Source organism: Candidatus Methylacidiphilum fumarolicum, from assembly GCF_949774925.1.
GTDB lineage: Bacteria > Verrucomicrobiota > Verrucomicrobiia > Methylacidiphilales > Methylacidiphilaceae > Methylacidiphilum > Methylacidiphilum fumarolicum.
The window spans coordinates 1,317,013-1,337,524 of the sequence record NZ_OX458932.1; the positions used below are offsets into that span (position 1 = coordinate 1,317,013).

Below are 20,512 nucleotides of genomic sequence, written 5' to 3' on the forward strand. Positions count from 1 at the left end.
TTATGGCTGATATTCTAATTGTAGACGACGACAACGCCTTTCGGTACGTTTTTTCCAAAACTATCCACTCTTTAGGATATTCCGCATTAGAAACAGCGGACCCCAATGAAGTCATGGAATTGGCTAAAGATGTTGATCTTATTTTTCTGGATTTAAAATTAAAAGAGCATGATGGTCTCCTCCTGCTTGAAAAGCTATGTAGTTCTTGTCAACATCCCCCAGTTGTTATATTGACAGCTTTTTCAAGCAGTTTCAATACGATTGAAGCGATGAAAAGAGGGGCTTTTGACCATTTAAGTAAACCGATTAAAAGACAAGAGATTAAAGAAGTCATTGAAAGAGCCTTGAAAAGATCTTCCTTTTCCTCTTTTTCAATAAAACAGTTTGATGAGCCTGAAGAGCTTATAGGGGAGAGTCGGCCGATGCGACGCGTTCAAAAAACCATTGGTTTTGCTGCTGCTTCCGATTGTCCTGTCCTAATAGTTGGAGAGACAGGTACAGGAAAAGAATTAGTTGCAAAAGCCATTCATCGGCACAGTTCGAGGGGAATGGGACCATTTATAGCCGTCAATTGTGCTGCAATTCCAGAAATGCTTTTTGAAAGCGAATTTTTTGGTCATCTCAAAGGCTCCTTCACGGGTGCACTACGAGATCGTAAAGGAAAATTTTTAGAAGCCTCTGGTGGTACCCTTTTCTTAGATGAGATTGCAGAAATGCCCCTAGCTATGCAAGCAAAGCTACTGAGAGTCTTGTCAGAAAAAACCATAACTCCAATCGGTTCTGAAACGACCTATTCTGTTGATGTCCGCATCGTGGCTGCCACAAACAAAAATTTGTTGGATCTTGTCTCTAAAGGAAAATTTCGAGAGGATTTGCTGTATCGTATTCAGGTTTTACAGATTGAACTTCCGGCTCTTCGAGAAAGAGGATCGGATGTTCTTTTGCTTGCTAATCATTTTCTTAAAAAACACGTTCCTGGTTCCTTTAAAAAATTAAGTGCAGCTGCAGAAAAAGTCGTTCTCGAATATTCCTGGCCAGGAAATGTTCGTCAGCTTGAAAATGTGATTCGCCGGGCAGGAATTATTGCAAGAGGACAGTCTATAGAGATAGAGGATCTTGGCATTCCTATTGAAAAAGAGACATTCGATGTGAAAGAGAAAGAAGATTTTTTACAGTTGGATTTCTTTTCTGCCATTGCAAAGCTTGAAAAGCTTCTTATAGAAAAAGCTCTTGAGGAAAGTCGGGGCAATCGTACCGAGGCAGCACGTCGGTTAAAAATTCATCGTAGTTTGCTCTATCTTAAGATGAAAGAACATAAGATAGAAACATTGGAATAATCGACTGATTTTTGGTCATTGATTCAATCGACCGACTTCTTTCCGTACAACGGACATTCTTTTCTAGCGAATTAGTTATTTAGAAGAAGGGCTTGTTTTCTCTAAAAACACCAAAAGGTCAAAAATTGGTATACAACTTGCTAAATCCTAAAGCCCATGAAAAACATCCTCGATTTACCTCTTGGATTTTCTCTTTTCCAATTTTTTATAAAATGGTGCTCCAACGGATTATCTAACTGCTACTCCATTCTTGTGAGAATCAAGAAAAAAGAAACTTTTATTTGTATTTTATTTTTTCTTGCTTCCTTATTTTCATTGACGCCATTTCTTCGGTGCATTGGGCTAACTATTGGTGAAGATGAGGGAGTATTATTAAAAGAAAATCCTAATAAAAAAGACAACGAAAAGAAATTAAGCGGATTTTTTGTTGCAGGTTTTGTTGGGCCACAATGGATCCGATCCTCAGGAGGACATATGGAAGGAGGAAATTCCAAAGTTTTTTTGAATAATGATTTTAGTACCATACTTTCTCCTACTTTTGGATATTATTGGTACAATCCTAAAAAACTTGGTCATTTTAGTTTTACCCTTGAATTGACATCTGCTTACAATAGTTCATTAATTTCTGTTCATTCTGGACTCCATTCTTTTACTGTTTCAACAAACACAGGTCTTGTCTTCCTTTTTGGAACTGTTGGTTATCGGCTTCGGCAATGGGAACCTATTATTGGATTAGGGAGTGGAATTGGTATCTTGGCTCCACAGGGTTCAGGGATCCAAGTTGTACCGACCGCACTTATGGATGTGGGGATGCGTTATCATTGGACTGATAAATGGTCACTGCGGATTGAATCTTTTTTTGGATGGCTCGGATCGTCTAAAGACTATGTTGGGAATAGGGAAATTAGTTCCATTCAATATTTTTCAAACAATATTGTTGTGGGAATAGGTTATGCTTTAGGTAATTTCTGAGAAATTGCTCTTAGCCTCTTTGTTTTTTATCGGCTTAGACTATTAGCGGCGCTTCAACGAGAGCAATGAAGAATCCAATGTTTTGGAAATGGGTCAAATAACAATAGTTACAGGTAAATTGTAAAAAAAAGATGGAAAATCGTAACAGAGAGAAAAAAAACCTTAGAAATAATACAAAAGGAAGATCCAAAATAACAAGGCCCAAAGAAAAAGAGAGTTGAGTTGGAGAGCAATAATTAGAAAAAAAATTGCGGGGGCTGGATTTGAACCAGCGACCTTCAGGTTATGAGCCTGACGAGCTACCAGGCTGCTCCACCCCGCGATTTCAAATATAATTGAAAAAAGTTTATCACAAAAATCAAGAGGAAATTTTTTCTATAAATCCTCAAGACATTTCGGCATCCTTTATTTTATTAAGGATCTGGTTTTTCGAAGTAACCCCAATTTGTTTCCCTTTGATCTGACCTCCTTTAAAGATTAGAAGGGTTGGTATGGATTGAATTGAATATTGATAAGCTAAATTAGGTTCTTGATCCACATTTACTTTGACGAATTTAGTTTTACCATCAAGCTCTTTAGCTAACTCATCTAAGACAGGACTTAGCATATGACAAGGACCGCACCATTCAGCCCAAAAATCAACAACGACAACTTGGGGAGACTTTATAACTTCATTTTCAAATTCTTTTGAGGTTATACTTTTTATTAATTGTGAGGCCATTGTGTTTACTCCTTTTAAAATATATCATAATATGCTAATACAAAAAAGGTGGCTGTCAAAAGACTCACAAGAGCAGATAATCCTAAAACAACCCTATTTGGCATTCCTATATTGGCGCTTTTTTTCTCCTTTTCTTCTTTTTGAGATTCTTTTCTTCTCTCCCCCTCTGGCTTTTGTGGTAAAGTCTGTTGTTCCTTCTTTTTATCCTGTTTTAATTGATTGTCCCCATTACCAGTAGATTGCATTTCATGAGGCTTAATAGATTCAGTAGTAAAAGAAACAAATGAGGATGGTTTTTCCGGCGTCGTAGAAAATTCTCTTTTTCCAAGTTGAGAAGTTTCTATAGGAGACAAATGTCTAGACTTCAATGAAGAAGGGATACCAACATTAACATCTTGTTTCAAAGAAAAGGAAAAAGGTTCTTCTTTTTTTTTCTCTTTTTCCTCGGGTTTGTGAAAAGAAAAAGGGGCATTGGGTTTTTGAAAAGGCTGTTGAGAAAGGGGATTGAGAGGAAAATTTCCTACTTTGAAGGAAGGCTTACCAAGCTCTGGATTTTTGTTCAACTCGCTTAGCTCGCCAGAAACCCCTTGGAAAGGACTGGATGGTTGTGCCATTTGTTGAGAAAAGAAATAACCTGGAGGAAAGGGTAAAGGACTATGTAAAGAAGACTTTGGGATAAAAGGAACATGAAAATGGATGAAAGAACTTGTGCCAACGGATTCTGAATGAGGAGCATGAGGACTTTTTATAGGAAAAGAGGTGGAAGAGTGAGGAATCGAACTAGGAGAATGCGGAATGGGTTGATTCTCTTTGGTCTCTATTGGATCGTTTGAGCTTGGCTTGCGGAAAGGAAAGTTCAAGGCCATAGGCATAGAGTGACATTTCTCCTCAAATTGGTCAAATGAAAAAAATGAGTCAAGTACTATAGAATTTATTAGTAACTAAGAGCTGCTTACAGAGGAAGAGTAGGAGACTCCTTCTTGATTTTTCACTTTATCTAAAATACTTTTAAACTCTTCACCACTGAGAGTCTCTTTTGCCAACAGGATCGTTGTGACTTCTTGTAATTCTTTAAGGTGCTGCTGTAAAATAGACTTCGCCTTTTCATAATTTTCTTCAAGAATCTTTTCTATTTCTAATTCGATAATGCGAGCTGTTTCGTTACTACATTCCTTCAGATAGGAACTATCAAGTCCTCCAAAAAGTGGTTGTGGGGGCACATAATGAGAAAGCCCTGATTTTTCTCCCATTCCATATAAACACACCATTTGTCGAGCAATCGTTGTTGCTACTTCTAGATCATTTTCAGCTCCAGTTGTAACGTCCTTATATATCAATTCTTCAGCGGCTCTCCCGCCCATGGCCACGCAAATCCGATCAAGCAGTTCAGATTTACTCAACAGATATTGCTGAGAGGCAGGAAGTTGTAAGGTATAACCAAGAGCAGCTCTGCCTCTAGGGACAATGCTAATCTTTCTTACTGGTTCAGCGTGTTCTAAATAAAAGGCAACAAGAGCATGACCCACTTCATGATAAGCAACTCTTTCCCTTTCTTTTTCAGAAAGTACGCGACTTTTTCTTTCCGGACCAGCAATTACTTTCTCCATCGCTTCAAAAAGGTCCTTTTGTTCTATACAGGTGGATTTTCTTCTTGCCGCTAGAAGGGCTGCCTCGTTAAGGAGATTGGCTAGATCAGCTCCTGAAAAACCCATGGTAGCCTGAGCGATTTCTTTGAAATTGATATCTGAGGATAAAGGTTTTCCTTTGGCATGAACTTTTAGGATTGCTTCTCTCCCATTGGCATCTGGCAGATCAACGACAACCTGTCTATCAAAACGACCTGGACGCAAAAGAGCGCGATCAAGAATTTCTGGCCTGTTTGTTGCAGCAAGAACGATTATTCCCTCGTTTGGATCGAAACCATCCATTTCAACAAGGAGTTGATTTAAAGTCTGTTCATGTTCATCCGATCCAACTTGAATTCTTATGCCTCTTTGTCTCCCAATGGCATCCAACTCGTCAATAAAAATTATACAAGGGGCTTTGGCTTTGGCTTGCCCAAAAAGATCTCGAACACGCGCCGCACCAACACCCACAAACATTTCTACAAATTCACTACCACTAATAGAAAAAAAAGGCACTTTAGCCTCTCCAGCAACCGCTTTAGCTAACAATGTTTTACCCGTTCCAGGCGGACCTACAAGCAACACTCCCTTGGGAATTTTTGCTCCAAGGGCCTTATATCGGGAGGGGTTTTTTAAAAAATCTACAACTTCTTGCAGCTCATACTTCGCTTCATCACATCCAGCGACATCAGCAAATGTTACCCCTGTGCTTTCATCTACTAAGAGCCTCGCTCGGCTTTTTCCTATATTCAGCAGGGAATAACCGGCTCCGCCTCCTCCAACAAACCTGGCAAGAGCAAACCAGACCAGAAAAAAAATAAGGATAGGTACGACCCATGAAAAAAGAATTTGTGATAGTAAACTAGGTTTGACGCTCCCATAGACAACTCCTGCAGCCTGCAATCGTTTTACTAAATCAGGATCATCAACTCTTACCGTTGAAAAAAGCCCAATTCTTGGTGGTTTCCCTTTTTCTTCTGGTTTTACAATCAGCATTTTTCCATAGATTTCATCTGGAGTAATTTTACATTCGACTATTTCTTTTTGATTTAGTTTATTGAGAAATTCGCTGTAAGGAATGGTCGAAACTGTTGCCTTATGAAGGCTCTCTTGCCATAACCACACGAGAAAAAGAGCAATTCCAATCTGCACAAGAAACCTTAGGTAAGGAAAGGGGGGTTCAGGCTCTTTTTTTGTGGGAAAGTTTTTTTTGGGAGGTGAAAGTTTCATTGCTTGAGTTGATTTAACTGAGCTACATGAAGCATTTTGGAAAATATAAAATCTAAAAAGAAACTTATAAAGAAGTAATTCAAAAGGTTTTAAGAAAGAAAATAATTCTTTTGTTTTTCAGAAATAGGCATCTGGAGTTTACTCATTACTGCCAGCATATCTTCCCAAACTTTTCTTTTATTTGCAAGAGAAGGGTTGTGAAGCAAATAGGAGGGATGATACGTAGCTATTAAGAAAGCTCCATTAAAATCAATAAATTTACCTCTAACTTCGCTAATTTTTATCCCTATTTTTCCAGTCAATCCTTCATAAGCTGTAGCCCCAAGAGCAACAATGACCTTCGGATTAATTAATCGTATTTGAGATAACAAATAGGGTAGGCAGGTGGCCATTTCTTCAGGAGTTGGTTTTCGATTTCCTTTTTGGCCTTTAGGAATGTCAGGTCGACATTTTAAGACATTCGCTATGTAGACTTGGTCGCGACTTAATCCCATAGCTTTGATCATCTTTGTCAAAAGCTGACCCGCTGGACCAACAAAGGGTTCTCCCTGTTGGTCTTCTTCTGCTCCAGGGGCCTCACCAACAAACATCAATTTACTCAAAGGATTTCCTGTGCCAAAAACAGTCTGAGTACGGAATGCCACAAGATGCTGGCAATATTGACAATTTTCCACCTTGTTTTTTAAAAGATTGAGCTCTTGATCCACTTTTTCCTTTGGTATTATTTTCTGATAGTTGGTATTGAGAGAGGAAGAAAAATCTGATAGCATATTTGTCTTCGACGCCTCTATGGATTGTACGGTCTCTTTTTTTAGAGTCCTTGAGAAAGAGAGATGGGTATAACCAAGGCTTTGAAGGATTTCAAGATACTTGTAGATCAACGCCTTGATCTTTCCATGGTTGATTTTTTCCATAAAAGAATTCTAATGCCTCTTTAAAATCTTGAGGAAGAGGAGCAAAAATTTCGACAATTTTTTCCTTTTTCGGATGCAAAAACTTTAATCCATAGGAATGAAGTAACATTGGGAATGCATATTTTCTAACGCCTTTCCCATACAATGGATCACCGATAATAGGATACCCAAGATGGGCGAGGTGAACCCTGATCTGATGGGTTCTTCCAGAAATAGGCCGACACTTCAGCATAGAAGCTTCTGAAGAAGCATAAAGAAGAGAAAATTGAGTTTCTGATTCCTTTCCTTTTGTCAAATGAACGGACATTTTTTTTCTATTTGTAGAATGCCTTTGTATATTCGATTTATAGATAAAGGATTGATAAGGAAATCTATTTTTGCATAAGCAGATATATGTTTTTGTTATCCTTCGAGTAGAAAACTGCCAAAGAAGTGCTTTTAGAGCTTCTTCTGTTTTTGCAATAACCATTGCTCCTGAGGTATCTTTGTCTAATCTATGGACAATTCCAGGGCGATGAAGAGCAACGCTAGGTAAAGAATGACCATAGTGGAAAAGCAAACCGTTAACTATAGTCCCTGACCAGTGACCACATCCAGGATGAACGACTATACCTCTTTGTTTATTAATAACTATAACTTCTTCATCCTCAAAAAGGATGTCTAAAGGGATATTCTCTGGGAGAGGAGGAAATGCATTATCGTCCTCTTCCGCATCAAGAATTTCAATTTCTTCTCCGCCTCGAATCAAATAAGAAGGTTCAATGGGGATATCATTTTTAAAACGAAGTGTCCCATTTAATATTTTTTTTTAATCTTGTTTCTTGATAATTTTAAAATCGAAGCTAAAAAAGTGTCAATTCTTTGCCCCACTCCTTTTTCCATCTCCACTTTTGAAACAGACTGTTGTCGAATTTCCCCCATAAAACCTTCAGAAGAGAAATTTAAATGGATTATTTTTAAGATTCAGTCGATCTTCCTACTTCTACCTCCATGACATCGAGATCTCCGTCATCTCCAATGGCTTCCACTGGGCAGCCTTCTTTAGCTTCCCTGCATTGTTCTTCTTCTTCCGGTGTCTGAGGCTGCTTGTAAACATAGGAATGGCCACCATCATCGTTTCTTTTGAAATTTGCAGGGGCCGTCTCCCTACATAAATCGCAATCTATACATTGCGTATCGACGTAATATTTTCCAAAAACGTTTCCTGGATATTTATTATTTCTATCAGCCATTTTAACCTCTATTATTCTCTACTTTCTATTTATACTTAATGTACTATTCCCGTCAAGCCCCAATAACGGTGACGAGATTTTTACGCTCTCACCTTTTCGAGAACTCCATCTCTTCATTCCCTGGATAGTCTTCGCTCTAATCCGTTTCCACAGACGTCAATATTTTTAAAACAATTTTGCATTATGTCAAAGAGATATTGAGAAACAGTATATTGTAAAAGAACCATTTTACGTCCTTTGAAAAATAGTTCCTATTTTTAGAAAACGGTATGTATAGATCAAAAAGAGGGGATAAGAAAAGGATGAAAAAAAAGAAAAAGAAGAGATTTTTTATTTCATTTTTATTAGACAAATCTTTAGGCAGTTCTTAAACATGAATTAAAAAGAAAACCCATTTTTTAACTATGACTGTTTTTATAACAGGAACAGATACTGGGGTAGGGAAAACAGCCTTTAGCTATGAGCTTGTGAAATATTGGAGAACAAAAGGATACGATGCCATTGGCTTAAAACCTATTTCTACTGGTGGAAGAGAGGATGCTATAAAACTTTGGGAAGCATCCGACAGAAGAACCAGTTTAGACAACCTAAATCCATTTTATTTTCCTGAGCCTATGGCGCCTGCAATTGCTGCAGAACTAGAAGGAAAATTCATCCATCTTATGGACGTGCAAAAAGCAATTGTTCACATGGTGGGGAGCTTTAGTCATGTTGCTATTGAAGGGATAGGAGGATGGTTGACCCCACTTTCACGAAAATGGCTTTTAAGAGACCTCGTTCAAATTCTCCACTGTCCTGTTGTTATTGTTGCACATACCCGACTTGGATATCTTAACCATACATTTCTTACAATCGAAAACATCCTAGCCGCAGATATTTCTATCAAGGGCCTTATATTGAACCAATATGCTTCTTTGGGCGTTGTTCCAATGGCGATAGAACTTATTGAAACAAGATATAATATCCCAATAGCCCTAATAGATGATTTTGGAAAAAGTCCCTTTCGTTGCCCTCAATGGTTAGAAGATGCTGCTTCTAATTCTTTGTAACCGAAATACTTTTTTTCACGGATAATTTCCACTGCTCTTATTGGTACCAATTCTTTCCATCGGGGATCTCCTGACTTGATATATTCTGTAACTTCCTTTGGAGAAAAAGATTTAAGGGGTGGATTAATGGGATGCAAAGGGACCAAATGACTCGATTCCAGAAGATAATTGTAGATATGTTTGATTGAACCTTTTATCTCCAGATTTTCGGCAGTTATAAGTTTGGAGGTTTGAGGATCAAAAGTAGGATAGACATAAAGTTTGATTTTCTTTTTAAAAAGTCTGCCCATGGCTTCCAGAATACCTCCTTCGACATAGGAATAATATTTTTCGTTAAAAAGTTCTTGAAGAAGGGGAATTCCCAGAACCAGACCAATGAGATTTTTGGTAAAACGATTCAAATAGGTCGAAATTTCATAAAATTCAGCGTAATTTGAAATTAGAACATGTTGTTTTAATGCACAGAGGAGTTCAATTCTTTGGATAAAATTGTCTTTATCGATCGTGCCCATTTCGGTTAAAAGATTTCGTGTAGTAATCTCCATTATTTCCAGTTTTGGGACATTGGAAATTTCTGGTTCCTGTAGAAATTTGGCTCTGGCCACTTCCATCATTTCCATATTGAGATTCGTCACAGGTTCAAACCTTCCTCTTTCAATCAAAATAGCTTTTTTGTAGAGAAGATCCGAAGGCTGAACAGCTTTGCCATTGGGTGTAAACAGAATCACTGGAGTGAGCCCAGAAATTAGGAGCTGTAAGTTCAACAATCTTAAGTCAATTTTTTCGAATAAATGCCCAGAAGTATCGATTAAATCGACTTCAATTTTCCCTGGAGCAATATTGTCCATCAAAGATTCTATGAAAAGCACTAGATCTTGATTGTAATAAAAGGCTCCATAGATCAAATTGACTCCTAAAATCCCGAGTGTTTCTTGCTGTTGTAACCGTTCCTGCTCAAGGAATCGAACATGGATGATAACATCATTCCATTTTCCCATTGGATCGTCTTGAAATCTAATTCCCATCCAACCATGGCAATCCATTCGCTGTTGATATCCCTGAATGGTAACGGTATCTGCAAAGACAAAAAATTGTGTGCTTTTTCCTCGCTTAACCTCCAGTCTGTCGATTAAAAGGTCATATTCATGGTCTAGCATTCTTGAGAGCCTTTCTTGACAGACGTATCTTTCGGTAGGCCCATATATGGCGTCACTGACTGTCATGTCGTATGCAGAAATGCTTTTAGCAACCGTTCCAGCAGCTCCTCCAACTTTGAAAAACCAGCGGACAACTTCTTGTCCTCCACCAATTTCAGCAAACGTTCCATATCTTTGGGAATCAAGATTGATTTGTAGTGCTTTTTGATGAGTGGTTAAGGTTGATTTGTCCATGAGATAAAATAATTTACTCGCTCATAGGGAAATTCAAAAACCATTGCGAGTATTGTCTTCTTGTATTTCTGCTACTTGTCATATTCAAGAAAAAATCGTAGATATGAGAATCATGTACCTTAAAGAAAAACAAAGAGACTATTTTGGAACGGCTCTCTCTATGGAAGAATTAGATCCAAATCCCTTGCGACAGTTCATCAAATGGTACGAAGTTGCCCTAGAAACCGAACCCCTTGAACCAAATGCGGTAGCGTTAGCTACTTCAAACAATCAAGGGGAAATGAAAGTTCGCTTCGTTTTAATCAAAGCAATTGATGACAAAGGCTTTCTTTTTTTTACAAATTACTTAAGCATCAAGGGCAAACATCTTGAAGAAAATCCAAAAGCCTCTTTTGCTTGTTATTGGCCAACCCTTTATAGACAAATTTGCGTCAGTGGGATCTGTGAAAAAACCAGCTATGAATTGTCCCTTCGTTATTTCCGAACGCGTCCTTTCTTAAGTCAAATTGCTGCATATACTTCTCCACAAAGTCAACCCATTCCAACGGATAGAACTTATATGGAAACTCTTTTCGATCAAAATAGAACCAAATACGCCTCCCTAACCGTTCCTATGCCTGATAATTGGGGAGGATACCGACTGATTCCTGAAAAAATAGAATTTTGGCAAGGCAGAGAAAATCGTTTCCATGACCGTTTTCTTTATTCCAAAGAAGCTTCGGGCCAATGGAAAATTGAACGACTGGCTCCTTAGCTGTTAATAAGAAAAAGAAATTTTATTTTATGATTGACAAAAATTTTTATCTTAAGTTCTTCTATGAGAAAGAACTTTAACAATAAATCCATATGGATAAATAAAATAAGTAACTAACTTAAAAGGGCATTACTCTATATGAAAAGAAAATTTTACAAAGCACTTGTTCTAGGAATTTCCTCTCTTTTTTTCTCAACTTCTCTTTTTGCTCAAGACATAATGAAAGATGGAAAGAAGTTTTATGAAATGAATTGTGCGGCTTGCCATCAACCAACGGGTACTGGTGTACCTGGGGTTTATCCACCTTTATCCGGAACAAAAATCGTTAATGGTGGCTCAAAAAGAGTTGTTGCTATTATTTTAAATGGCTTGCAAGGGCCCTTTAAGGTCGATGGTACGCAATACAACGGAGTGATGCAACCCTGGAAAGCCATATTATCTGACGATCGGATTGCTGCGGTGGCTACCTACATTAGACAATCATGGGGTAACAAAGGAACTCCTGTAACGGTCGAACAGGTCAAAGCTGCTAGAGAAGAATATAAAGGTCGAACAGCTCCTTTGAGTGAAGCAGATGTTAATGCTATTCCTGATGAGGATATAAAGCCTTAAAAACAATTGTGTCCAGAAGAGCAAAGAATCGTTATTGATCTTGTCATGCCAATCTAGTTATAAATCGGCATGGCGAAGATAAATTCGCCGTAGAAGTTTGGCGCACTGATCGGTCAGAGCGTCAACAGGCAGTAGCGAAAGGAGTCGGGAAGAAGAGGTGCCCGCCAAACGGACTCAGCCAATCCGACGCTACTATCCCCATGAGGACTATCTGCGGATGATCGGGCAAAAGGCGACGAGAGTGCTGCACAAGCGCGTATACAAGAGTCTGCCAGCGCCGGGCAAAAGAGGGATCTCAAGGAATCAGCGGGAAGCCATTGACAAGGTTTAGACTAGTTCAAGACAAAACGGTGGCCGAACGGCTGAAGGAGGTGGGCAGGGGACTCAACACCAAGAGAAAGAATTTCCTTACATCTGATGGAGAGGGTGGAACGGGCCGATGTCTCCGATGGTCATGGTGGCCCACAAGGACCGGATGGTCCGGTTTGGTTTCGAATGGCCCCTAGAAGTTTTGCTCGTCTCATGGAATCAAAATCCTCGTCATGAATGGGCAAGTCCCTCTCTTCCGCAGGAAAAGATGTTCAAGGATCTATTCTTGATCCTTCGCTGCTTTCCTAAGCCCTCTTTACGGCTTGGACCAATACAAAAGAAAAGACCAGAGGGCAATAGGAAAAGGCGATAAGGCTGGAAAAGCCGACGTGGCGAACAATCCAGGAAAGGGAGCTTGGAGCTGAATAAGAAAAAGCGCCACATGCTCGCGAACCTTTTCCTTCGCTACGCCGCTTAAGAAGGAGTAGTTTCTTGTCTATCATTCCGAACTAAACCGTTTCGCACAAAGTCTTGGGCAAACGTAAAGAGCAGATCTACTGGTAAAAGCACAATAGAAAAGCCCAAAGGGCTTACAGGCAAGGATGTGGAAGGCAAGCCCTTAAGGAGGCCTATTGAGGCCATTGGAAAATGGCTCCTGTCTGTAGCCGTAGAGATGAAGCCAAGAACTATAAGAGGATAAAATGGAGGGAAGAAGAAACGCCTTTTGTTTATTGGCTAGTCAGTTCAACCGCAACGGATCGACTCGGTATTGCGGAAAAGAGAGCTTCCCACCTCTCAATTTTCCATTGCAAAAGAAAGACAAAAACCATTCTTTTTAAGCTTACGCAAGGACTTGCAGAAGGTAGTGGGACAGCCGCCCAGAGTGAAGAAAGCTAGAGCTATTCTGTATGATGAAGCAATGTATCGGACCTTCGAAGAGAAGGGGCGAGGAGTATATCGCCCTTATGGGACTGGAGCGTGGGAAAAGGATGGTCCTTCCCCTAGCAGGGAAGCTGAAGATTCAAGGAACAATTTGGCTGGTGTTAGAGGGAAAGAAGGTGGACATTCACTGTGCAGCGCCACTAAAAGTTCCGAAGCAGGTAGAGAGGGAAGTAGCCAGGGATAGATGCGGGACTTTTAGAAGTGTTCACCGATGACCGAGGAAAGAAGTATGGGAAAGGGTTTGGTAAGTTATTAGCTAAGTTATCTAAGCAGCATACAGAGAAGGGAAGAAACAAAACAAACTCCAGGCAATTGGCAAGAACACAAAAGATAGCGAAAAAGCCAGAGACATCCGTAAGCATCACTCAGGGAAGAAAAAGCAATGGAGACGGTTATATAAGACGCAAGCAGAAATAGAAAGATGGTTAACCACAAGCTTGCGCAAGATTCTTAAGCTACAAAGCCCTTGGGTCATTGTGCCTTAAGGATCTACATATATATGGGAAAGCGCCAAGCAAAGAACTGTCTAGGCGCATGATTCAAATCCGCATCTGCACACTATAAGAGCGAGTTGAATTTCTGGCGCCTGGGGGAAGTTCTTCCCCCCCCGAGAGAAGCTCAACCCAGCCTATAGCACTCTGGCTTTGTCCGAAGTGTGGTTATGTCCATCCGAAGAACCGCAAGGGGGACAGGTTTGTTTGCCGACATTGTGGGCATATAAGTGATACGGACAAGGTAGGCGCATACAACCTTAAGAAAAGGATCGGAGATCCGGAAATAGGCCTGTGGATGCCGCGGGAACGGCTGCATGCGATCCTTGTGGAGAGGTTATCCCGCAGAAGCGGGAAACCGTCCAATTGGAATCCTGAGGAGGGGAACAGGCCTGGGGCGGATAACTCCAGGCAATGGCGGACCGCAGCAGATGGACTCGAAGCGGGAGCAATAGCTATAGTGACTTGTAGGAGAGCCAGTGAGTCGTCCACTGCTGGCTCATTAACACCACGCCGCTTCCCCCGGAGAACGAAACGGTCTTGGCAATACCGAGGGGACTCGGGGCAAAACCAAGGCGAAAAGAACGAACTTAGGTCCGGCCTAAGCAGGTCCCGAGTATGTTTTTAGGAACAGTAATGCTTCGTTGGAAGCAAGCATAAGGAGTGGGGCAGTGCGGGTCGAATCTTTAAGCCCTAGTTAAAAACTAGGGCTTTTGTATTGTGAAAAATAGAAATGATGAACTACTCCATCCAAGCCTAACGGCTCTGTGATGGAGTTTCGCGCTTCCCTGCGGTCAGTTTCACCGGAGTATGCATCGCCCCGGACTTCCAGCCCGCAGCGAGGTTCCATCCGGCCAGAGCTTCCCGCTCCACGCATGGATCGGTTCCCGTCCATTCCTTTCCGTTTCCATCTACCTTCGGCCCCGGAAAGGCGAAGCCGTGGTCCTTCTCCCACTTCGCCAAGCCCCAGTCGAGAAGCCCGAGCGCCGAGTTCTCGTCCCGATGGCAGGACGCTCCGCATGCGCACTCATGCCACCGGTCGCCGAGGGTCTTTTCCACGACGCCGCCGCATCGGTGGCATCTCTGGCTTGGCTTCAACGTCCTCGCCTGTGCTTCCAGGTATCCGATACCAGCCTCTTCCGCTTTGTATCCGACCATCGCCCCGAAAGCTCCGAACGATGCGTCCAACATCTCTCGATTCAGCCCGGCTTTTTGCCGCACACGTTTCCCGGGCTTTTTCTGGCTGCCTCGGGCCGAAGCCGTCATCCTTTTCGGCTCCAGCTCCTCCGTGATCAACAGTCCGCTGCGTCTCACCATGGCGGCGCTCTGCTTGTGCAGGAAATCCTTCCTGACGTTCGCCACCTTGGCGTGCATCCGGGCGAGCAGCTCGTACTGCTTGCGCAACCTCTTGGAAATGCGAAATCCCTTCCGTTTCCCGTGCTTGCGGATCGCCGCCTCCATCTTGCGGGAGATCGTTCTCCCGAGCTTCCTGAGCTTCTTAAGCGCCTTGCGCAGATGGCGCGGATTGGCGACCTCAAAAACGACCGGCTCGCTCTTTCCCGGCTCCAACCTGGCGCTGGTCAGGAACCGCTCCGTGCCCAGGTCGAAAGCCTCGGCTCCACAGCCATGCTCCCGCGCCGGTCGGCAGCGCATCGTGACCGACGCATGCCATCGGCCGCCGGAAAGAAAGATCTCGCATGTCCTGGGTTCTCCGGGAGTACGGGCCTTGCCCCGGATCGGGATCTCCCCAATGCCGGAGAGACGAAGCTTCAGGTGAGCGCTTCGCTCTCTGGCGATCAGCCGCCAGTCACCTTCGTGCTGCTTGAAGCCGAAACCGCTGAATCGCCCTGGATGCTTGAAACGCGGGAATCCCGGCTTTTCGCCTTGCCGGATGCGGCGGAAGAACGCCTGAAAGGCGAGATCCAACCTCTTGAGCGTTACCTGGGCGGATTGAGCATTGATCGAGGAGAGAAGCGCGCTGCAGGAACGGAGCTCGGTTAGCCATCGGCACTGCTCGGCGAAACCGATGCTTCGCTTTTCCTCCTTCCACGCCCGCCTGCGCTCCTCGAGCGCCAGGTTCCAGAGGAAGCAATGGACCCAGCGAGTCCGGAAAAGCTCCTCCCGGACGGTCTTGGATGGATAGAGCCGGTAGGTGACCTTGCGCTCGACCGGGCCCAGAACGGGAAGACCAGCGGGTGATGCGTTCATCATGAGGCGACGCTGGACAGTGGCCAGCAATATGGTCTATCATTTAGTGCAATGATAGGTCAAGTGCGTTTGCACGTTCTGCATCACTGCGTTTACGCGCTGCACTACCATTTCGTTCTTGTCACAAAATACCGCCGCAAGGCGCTCACCCGCCCCATGCTTGACCGGTTGCGTGCTATTGCGGAAATGCGCTGGGAGGGATGGGGCGGACAGCTGCTTGAGTGCAACGGAGAATCTGACCACGTTCACTTGCTGGTTGCGTTGCCACCAAATCTTGGACTCAGCCGCTTCGTGAACAATCTCAAGACAACTTCTTCCAGGCTTCTCCGCAGAGAGTTTGCCACAACGGTCGCCCGTTTCTATCGTAAGGCAGTTCTTTGGAGCCGTTCCTATTGCGTTATCACGTGCGGGGGCGCCCCATTAACCGTCCTCAAACAGTACATCGAACGGCAAGAAACGCCGGAATAGGGCGGCCTTCACCACCAGCCAAGCCCAAGGCTCTGGCTGGAGCACTGGCCGCCAGAGAGGGTAGAATGAGCTGAAGTCTCTGAATTCTGAAGGATATAAAGAACGTTTGCTTTCGTAGGCTTCGAGTTTTAAAAAACTCAGATCTGTATGACAGCTAAAAGTCAGAGTACCAGTTTTTCTTTTCTTACCCAATCTATTTTATCTATCTGTACCACGCATACCATTCTACTTTAAATTTCTCGTCGATTTTCCAAACATTTTCAAATTGCCATCGTACTTTTCCTTTTTCTAACCGATACCCTTTTGGATAAATAGAGAAAAAGCCCCCATAGATCCATTGCATATAGAAAGAAGAGTTTGTTTTACCAATTGCTGGTATTGATCGAGCAATCCCTGAAAGATCAAAAGTAAATGAAATTTCATCGAATGGTGGGGAGCCACTACCAGTAACTCCAACATTGTTTATGTACTCGAAAGAATCTTTTGTAGCAGCGGTAGGCAATACAAGAAATTCAGCCTGCAAAATGGTTTTCGCTGTTTTGTTTTTAGGCCAATAGATATCCGCTGCCCAAAAATATTGACAGTTGTGTTTTGTTTTTACATAGAACCAATTCCACTGGCTGATCTGTTTTCGAATGATAGGAATAGCGATTCCATCAACCCAATATTTCATCCATAAAGCTGGAAATCTTGGGTCCTCTTCGAATATTGGAACATTTTTTTCCCAATGCTCGTAATCATGGGTATGCACCTCATATTGTTGAGTAAAAATCACATGAGCTTGTAAAGTCCCAGGTTGGTTTGGATTAGGTAAAAGAATAAGTTGAGCGTAACTGTCCAATCGACTCTTATGAAAAGATCTTTCTAAGGTCTGCTCAAAGGCTTTGCAACAAAAACATAAAAAAAATAAAGAAATTAAAGATAGAGTCTCTTTTTGAACAATCATTAAAAAGAATATTTTCCATATTTTACGATTTTCTTCTCTGCTCTTTTGAATTCATTTTGATTTTAAGAACTTTAAGCTTTTTATGTACTTGCTTTGATGTCGCTGCTACCAAAGGTCCTTTTGGTCTGTTTGATTTAATGCCGTGTGAAAGACCATGAGCAGTAGCATGCAATTTAGCTTTAAAGACACCATTGTTTTCAACTGATTTAAGGTCATTCACTCTTCGATTCTTTTTCTGAGTATCCTGAGTATAAAGAGAAGGCAAAGAATTTTTCATTCCACTCTCTTTTCTTTTAACTTCAAATATCTTTTCTTTTGTCAACAGCTTGTACCCATTAGCCTGTGAGGCTGTTTTAGCCATTAAAATAGGATCGGTAGCATAAAAAACTGCACTCACTCTGCCTTCTACTGATTTCTTGGGGATGTAATTGCATTTTGCCCGTTGAGCCATAGCCACAAGAAAATCGTTTAGAGACATGTCAAAAATCACGTATGGTTTATCATCATCCAGAGAATTATTTTGCAGCATTTCCTCTCCAGGGGTTAAATCCCTTTTTTTAAATCCTATATCGATATCCAAAGCGTTGGAAGAAAATGATGATTCTGGTGGCTCTTGAGCAAGGCAAAGAGAGAGATAAAAACAGGAAATCACAAAAAAACTAAGACTAGCTCTTTTCATGATGTTGAAAAATATTAAAAAAAATGTGTAGTAAGGGTTATCTCTTTAAAGAATTATAAATCTGGATCTCCCCATAAACACCATTTTCGTCCATTACTACCCTTGGCCAAGGAATTCTTACTTCAACTCCTGCTTGATCTTGCAGAATAAGAGCATTGCTTTCGATAGAAAGAACTTTAATTTTTTGCAATTGATTTAAAGTTCTTAATAAAAACACATCCCCAGGATGAAATACTCGGTTTCCAATGATAACTTCCTTGCCTTCTTGAAATCCTCGAATTGGTATACTTGAAGCAAGATCAGCAAGGGAATCTTTTGGATTATCCGTTGATGATCCAGTTAAAAATGTTCCTTGAACAGGGAGACCAAAAGCGTCAACGCCATTCGCAGGGAGAGGAACAGGCTTTTTGGAAGTCAAAGGAGAAATATTTGAATGGGAAATTTCATTATAGAATTGATCGTATTGCGAGTCATATGCCTCGATGGGATCAGTTTTTCTTATTAGTATTTTTCCTTCATCTAGTGTCTTTGCTAATAAGAGGATAAAAGCTCCTAAAGGTATTAAAAATATTAAGGGATGAGCTGACAAAAAACTCCAAATGGGTAGGGGAAATTTAGGAATCCAGGATTGAGTGCCAATAGGCTCATGATTATTTTTTAAGAGAAGGAAAAGGCGAAAGAAACTGAATTTTCTCATTGGTTTTCTCCATGGGTTTTAATGGAATCATTTTTGATTGGGATTGTTCAAAGCTATTGCGTTTGTAAATGAATTCACAGTTTAGAGCTCCAGCATTCAGATTAATAGAAGGAGGAGTCAGAACAATCGATACTGGAGTAAAATCGGGGAGTTCATCGGAGCAAAATTCTAAAAACTGAACTATTGCTCCAGATCTCGCTTCGGCTCTTATGCCAATCCCCATTGGGTCATGAAAAATGCTTAATAGTCTAAAATCGTTTCTTTGCCTTTGAAATCGAGACAGGACATCAATCAATATGGTTTCTGTGTTTTGCTTTACCCTTGATTCATACCATATTTTTGAATCTCTAGCTTTTTTTTCTTGTTTAACAACCCTCTGAATATAATTTTGTGCTTGTTCATATTCCTTTTCCATATTCAGCTTTTTGCTTGTTTCCTGTTGAACATAACTAATGAGTAACTCTGAAAAAAACCAGGCCAGAGCCAATAGACAAATAAAAAAAGAAACTCTCAGAATGAAATTTTTCATCGCAACTCTTCTTTAGAAAGAAAGCAAGTCAACGTCGCTCTTATTTGCTCCTTTTTTTCTTTGGGCAGTTGAATATTGGAAAATTCGAATTTTATTTTTTTCCCCACACTCTTTTCAAACGCCAGAGAAACAAGAGCACAGTAAAAACCCAAAGCTTCCATGCTATTTGGTTCTTCAGAATGAACCTTCACGGTGCACCTAATCCTATGAGAAGTATTAAGCAATTCCATATGGAATTGCTCAATCTGTAGTCCAGGAACTGCTGAAAAACAGACAGCAGCAACAAGATTGGCTGGATAGATTTCGTTAATAATCTCTTTGTGAAATCGATCATTCCACAAAAGCAGCTTTTCAATGTTTTCTTTTTCACGTAGAATTTTTTCTTCTTCTTTGAAATTGGCCTTCCAAGGATAATTTTTTAAAATCGTAAAGATTTGAATAATCCGATACAAAAAGATCGTTGACAAAATGATTACAAATAAGTAGCCGACAATATTTTCGATTCCTTTCCGTCTATTATTTTTAGTTCCGATCGAAGTGGTTTTGTTCTGTTCTTTTCTTATGGAAAGCAAAATATTATTTTCTTTAGTTTTATTCTCTCTCTCTATTGGTTTCATTTGATTCATCTTTATTGTAAGGCGATTTGTTTTTACTCTTCAATTTTTGGGTAAATAGAGATTGCTTAAGGTAAGCCAATATTTTCCTTCTGAATAAAAAACGACACCGGTTGCTGGAACAAAAGAAGATTTGGAATTTAATCGGATGGCCTCCACAATATATCTAGGAGGCAATGTTTGGGGAAAAACTCTTTTGGCTCGAAATTCGGTTCCTATCGGTAAAAGAATTCTCTTCGCATAGATGAGCGGACTGGAAAGCATAAAACCTTCTTTCGATGGAACAACTCTTAATTGGGAAGCAGAAAGCAAATAATCGATCTTTTGGCATTCTATGTTTTGAGGAAAACTCGACAAATAAGAAGACTGAATAGAGCATCCAGTATAAAAGAGATTAAAGAAAAAAAATAAACTCAATCGATTGATAATTATTTTTCCCATCTCTTTTTTATTAGGTCAGTTCAAATTGAAAAATGGCCGACCTATTTAATAAAAAGAAAATTTTGTAATGGGGAAAAAAAACATTCTTTCTAATAAATCAGATAAATGCTCCCTTTTTCAAAGATGGCTTATTAGTGGTTTTGAATTAGCTTTGCTTTTTTCTCTTTGTGCCAAGATTTTCAATAGACTAACATTACTTTTTGTTTTTCCTTTCTTTTACTTCTGTTGGTGTGTTTTCTGGGAATGGAAAATTCAAAGTCGACCTTTCCATTGGATCATGGGACAAAAGATTATAGCAGAAAATAAAATGGATTTGAAACGTGCTGTTTATAGAGGTGTATTGCGATTATT

The 20,512-nt window shown here is 40.9% G+C and carries 22 protein-coding genes and 1 tRNA gene; 8 read left to right on the forward strand and 15 right to left on the reverse strand.

Going from position 1 to position 20,512, the window contains the following annotated elements; all coding sequences use genetic code 11:
- Positions 1 to 2 precede the first annotated feature (2 nt).
- On the forward strand, positions 3 to 1,337 hold the full coding sequence (locus tag QOL44_RS06040; protein WP_009058535.1) for a sigma-54-dependent transcriptional regulator: 1,335 nt from the start codon (positions 3 to 5) through the stop codon (positions 1,335 to 1,337).
- Positions 1,338 to 1,493: 156 nt separating this feature from the next.
- Positions 1,494 to 2,309, forward strand: coding sequence for a hypothetical protein (locus QOL44_RS06045; protein WP_009058533.1), 816 nt, complete (start codon positions 1,494 to 1,496; stop codon positions 2,307 to 2,309).
- Positions 2,310 to 2,557: 248 nt separating this feature from the next.
- On the opposite strand, the gene QOL44_RS06050 is transcribed toward QOL44_RS06045, so the two are convergent.
- The 7 genes from QOL44_RS06050 to QOL44_RS06080 form a co-directional block, all read right to left on the reverse strand.
- A tRNA-Met gene (locus QOL44_RS06050) sits at positions 2,558 to 2,631 on the reverse strand.
- A gap of 63 nt (positions 2,632 to 2,694) precedes the next feature.
- On the reverse strand, positions 2,695 to 3,030 hold the full coding sequence (gene trxA / locus QOL44_RS06055) for a thioredoxin (protein WP_009058532.1): 336 nt from the start codon (positions 3,028 to 3,030) through the stop codon (positions 2,695 to 2,697).
- A 14-nt stretch (positions 3,031 to 3,044) separates the two neighbouring features.
- Positions 3,045 to 3,896 (reverse strand): hypothetical protein, encoded by an 852-nt coding sequence (locus tag QOL44_RS06060; protein ID WP_134372563.1) that lies wholly within the window; start codon positions 3,894 to 3,896, stop codon positions 3,045 to 3,047.
- Positions 3,897 to 3,971: 75 nt separating this feature from the next.
- A complete protein-coding gene (gene ftsH / locus QOL44_RS06065; protein WP_009058530.1) occupies positions 3,972 to 5,885 on the reverse strand; it encodes an ATP-dependent zinc metalloprotease FtsH in 1,914 nt (637 codons plus the stop codon).
- 89 nt (positions 5,886 to 5,974) lie between these two features.
- A complete protein-coding gene (locus QOL44_RS06070) occupies positions 5,975 to 6,799 on the reverse strand; it encodes a uracil-DNA glycosylase (RefSeq protein WP_009058529.1) in 825 nt (274 codons plus the stop codon).
- Positions 6,747 to 7,547 (reverse strand): RluA family pseudouridine synthase, encoded by an 801-nt coding sequence (locus tag QOL44_RS06075; protein ID WP_009058528.1) that lies wholly within the window; start codon positions 7,545 to 7,547, stop codon positions 6,747 to 6,749. Before QOL44_RS06075 ends, QOL44_RS06070 begins: the two co-directional genes overlap by 53 nt.
- A 208-nt stretch (positions 7,548 to 7,755) precedes the next feature.
- Complete coding sequence (locus tag QOL44_RS06080; protein WP_009058526.1) at positions 7,756 to 8,031, reverse strand: ferredoxin; 276 nt, start codon at positions 8,029 to 8,031, stop codon at positions 7,756 to 7,758.
- Between the two features lie 404 nt (positions 8,032 to 8,435).
- Here QOL44_RS06080 and bioD point away from each other — a divergent pair, with 404 nt between their 5' ends.
- Positions 8,436 to 9,080 (forward strand): dethiobiotin synthase, encoded by a 645-nt coding sequence (gene bioD, locus QOL44_RS06085; protein ID WP_009058523.1) that lies wholly within the window; start codon positions 8,436 to 8,438, stop codon positions 9,078 to 9,080.
- On the opposite strand, the gene QOL44_RS06090 is transcribed toward bioD, so the two are convergent.
- On the reverse strand, positions 9,044 to 10,471 hold the full coding sequence (locus QOL44_RS06090) for a hypothetical protein (protein WP_009058521.1): 1,428 nt from the start codon (positions 10,469 to 10,471) through the stop codon (positions 9,044 to 9,046). The genes bioD and QOL44_RS06090 overlap by 37 nt on opposite strands.
- Before the next feature lie 103 nt (positions 10,472 to 10,574).
- On the opposite strand from QOL44_RS06090, the gene pdxH reads away from it, so the two are divergent.
- From pdxH to QOL44_RS11285, 4 genes are all read left to right on the forward strand, one after another.
- A complete protein-coding gene (gene pdxH, locus QOL44_RS06095; RefSeq protein WP_009058519.1) occupies positions 10,575 to 11,225 on the forward strand; it encodes a pyridoxamine 5'-phosphate oxidase in 651 nt (216 codons plus the stop codon).
- A 138-nt stretch (positions 11,226 to 11,363) separates the two neighbouring features.
- Complete coding sequence (locus QOL44_RS06100) at positions 11,364 to 11,837, forward strand: c-type cytochrome (protein WP_009058517.1); 474 nt, start codon at positions 11,364 to 11,366, stop codon at positions 11,835 to 11,837.
- Between the two features lie 1,078 nt (positions 11,838 to 12,915).
- Positions 12,916 to 13,272, forward strand: a complete 357-nt coding sequence (locus QOL44_RS06105; RefSeq protein WP_153300092.1) for a hypothetical protein — start codon at positions 12,916 to 12,918, stop codon at positions 13,270 to 13,272.
- Positions 13,273 to 13,718: 446 nt separating this feature from the next.
- The gene (locus tag QOL44_RS11285; protein ID WP_390886896.1) at positions 13,719 to 14,207 is read left to right on the forward strand and encodes a zinc ribbon domain-containing protein; all 489 of its coding nucleotides are present in this window, start codon (positions 13,719 to 13,721) and stop codon (positions 14,205 to 14,207) included.
- Between the two features lie 128 nt (positions 14,208 to 14,335).
- Here the strand turns inward: QOL44_RS11285 and QOL44_RS06110 are convergent, their stop codons facing one another.
- A complete protein-coding gene (locus QOL44_RS06110) occupies positions 14,336 to 15,790 on the reverse strand; it encodes an RNA-guided endonuclease InsQ/TnpB family protein (RefSeq protein ID WP_079199606.1) in 1,455 nt (484 codons plus the stop codon).
- 48 nt (positions 15,791 to 15,838) lie between these two features.
- Between QOL44_RS06110 and tnpA the strand changes: the two genes are divergently transcribed.
- Entirely contained in the window at positions 15,839 to 16,255 is a 417-nt protein-coding gene (gene tnpA / locus QOL44_RS06115) for an IS200/IS605 family transposase (protein ID WP_390886883.1), read from the forward strand.
- Between the two features lie 202 nt (positions 16,256 to 16,457).
- On the opposite strand, the gene QOL44_RS06120 is transcribed toward tnpA, so the two are convergent.
- The 6 genes from QOL44_RS06120 to QOL44_RS06145 are packed head-to-tail and all read right to left on the reverse strand — an operon-like array spanning position 16,458 to position 20,161.
- On the reverse strand, positions 16,458 to 17,201 hold the full coding sequence (locus QOL44_RS06120; RefSeq protein ID WP_009058011.1) for a hypothetical protein: 744 nt from the start codon (positions 17,199 to 17,201) through the stop codon (positions 16,458 to 16,460).
- 22 nt (positions 17,202 to 17,223) lie between these two features.
- Positions 17,224 to 17,880, reverse strand: a complete 657-nt coding sequence (locus QOL44_RS06125) for a hypothetical protein (protein WP_009058009.1) — start codon at positions 17,878 to 17,880, stop codon at positions 17,224 to 17,226.
- A gap of 37 nt (positions 17,881 to 17,917) precedes the next feature.
- Entirely contained in the window at positions 17,918 to 18,577 is a 660-nt protein-coding gene (locus QOL44_RS06130; RefSeq protein ID WP_009058007.1) for a hypothetical protein, read from the reverse strand.
- A complete protein-coding gene (locus tag QOL44_RS06135; protein ID WP_009058005.1) occupies positions 18,531 to 19,106 on the reverse strand; it encodes a hypothetical protein in 576 nt (191 codons plus the stop codon). The genes QOL44_RS06130 and QOL44_RS06135 overlap by 47 nt, the downstream gene beginning before the upstream one ends.
- Positions 19,103 to 19,723 (reverse strand): hypothetical protein, encoded by a 621-nt coding sequence (locus tag QOL44_RS06140; RefSeq protein ID WP_134373130.1) that lies wholly within the window; start codon positions 19,721 to 19,723, stop codon positions 19,103 to 19,105. The genes QOL44_RS06135 and QOL44_RS06140 overlap by 4 nt, the downstream gene beginning before the upstream one ends.
- A gap of 39 nt (positions 19,724 to 19,762) precedes the next feature.
- Entirely contained in the window at positions 19,763 to 20,161 is a 399-nt protein-coding gene (locus QOL44_RS06145; RefSeq protein ID WP_009058000.1) for a hypothetical protein, read from the reverse strand.
- Positions 20,162 to 20,512 lie beyond the last annotated feature (351 nt).